Origin of the sequence: Vibrio sp. S234-5 (genome assembly GCF_000960595.1) — a bacterium.
GTDB lineage: Bacteria > Pseudomonadota > Gammaproteobacteria > Enterobacterales > Vibrionaceae > Vibrio.
Genome location: NZ_JZAM01000274.1, coordinates 1 through 381 on the forward strand (window position 1 = coordinate 1; position 381 = coordinate 381).

A 381-nucleotide genomic window follows, 5' to 3' on the forward strand; every position below is an offset into this window, starting at 1 on the left:
TCTCCCACCTCACGCCCTACCCCCCCCCCCCCCCCCCCCCCGTTGCCTTCCCTAAAGCCCCTTACCCCACCCAACTCCTTTTCTTCACCGCCCCGCCCTCTGGCGCCTTTTTCGCTTCCGTTTGCGTTCCTGTTCGCGTCGTCCTTTTTCCTCAATGGGCTTTTGCTACGTAATTCATATCATGCTGTCAGATTCAGGGATGTGGGGAAGAAGAATGAAAACCGTAACGCTCAGTGCACTAATGTTGATGACTCAGTTTGCACTCGTAGGCTGTGTTACCGTAAAAGAAAACGGAGCTCCTATCGTGAAAGCCGATCCTGTTGCTATGGCAGAATCTCGCATCGCTCTTGGGCTTGGTTATCTCGAAGGTGGCAATATGAT

General features: G+C 53.3%; 1 pseudogene. It reads left to right on the forward strand.

What is annotated here, in order from left to right:
- Positions 1-214: 214 nt before the first annotated feature.
- Positions 215-381: pseudogene (locus UF06_RS27930) on the forward strand (type IV pilus biogenesis/stability protein PilW); the annotation flags it as partial.